Origin of the sequence: Cellulomonas bogoriensis 69B4 = DSM 16987, from assembly GCF_000767165.1 — a bacterium.
In the GTDB taxonomy this organism is placed as follows: Bacteria; Actinomycetota; Actinomycetes; order Actinomycetales; family Cellulomonadaceae; genus Actinotalea; species Actinotalea bogoriensis.
In genome coordinates this window covers 1-760 of the sequence record NZ_AXCZ01000403.1, presented here as the reverse complement: position 1 = coordinate 760, position 760 = coordinate 1, and the positions used below count along the sequence as shown (strand labels likewise).

At 76.1% G+C, this 760-nt stretch carries 1 protein-coding gene; it reads right to left on the bottom strand.

Translation table 11 applies throughout. The features are described 5' to 3' along the window. On the bottom strand, window positions 1–641 hold a 641-nt coding region (gene thiE / locus N869_RS15700), incomplete at its 3' end, for a thiamine phosphate synthase (RefSeq protein ID WP_035063252.1). Window positions 642–760: the final 119 nt, after the last annotated feature.

Sequence of the window (760 nt, the reverse complement as noted above, 5' to 3'; positions counted from 1 at the left end):
CCGGCCAGGGCCCTGGCCGCCGCAGCCGGGTCGGCGGCGGCGGTGATCGCCCGCACGACCACCACCCGGCGGGCACCGGCGTCGATCACCTCGTCCACGTTGGTCAGGTCCACCCCACCGATCGCGAACCACGGGGACGACGGTGCGGTCGCCGCGACCTCGGCGACGAGCTCGAGCCCGACCGCGGGACGCCCGGGCTTGGTGGGGGTGGCCCACACCGGGCCCACGCAGAAGTAGTCGACCGCCGGGTCTGCGTCCGCGACGGCGGCCTGGTCCAGGGTGTGGGTCGACCTCCCCAGGACCGGCGCCCCGCCGAGCAGCTCCCGGACGCCCGGGGTGGGCAGGTCCCGCTGGCCCATGTGGACCACGGGGGCACCCGCGAGCCGCGCGACGTCGGCCCGGTCGTTGACCGCCCACAGGGCACCGTGCCGCTCGGCGACGTCCCGCACCAGCTCCTGGAGCTCCAGCTCCCGGGCCGCGTCCAGGCCGGGGTCACGCAGCTGGACCACGTCGACGCCGCCCGCCAGGGCCGCGTCGAGGAACTCCTCGAGGTCACCGGTGCCCTCACGGGCGTCGGTGCACAGGTAGAGGTGGGCCGACGCGAGTCGGGTCCGCACGGCGGAGGCGTCACCAGGTGTCATGGGACGTGACTCTAGGCGGCCCGGCGCCGACCAGCGGTTAGGGTGACCGTGCACGGGAGCCCCGGGAGGGGGCTGAGAGGGCGCGGCGCGCCGACCGTCGAACCTGATCTGGGTCATGC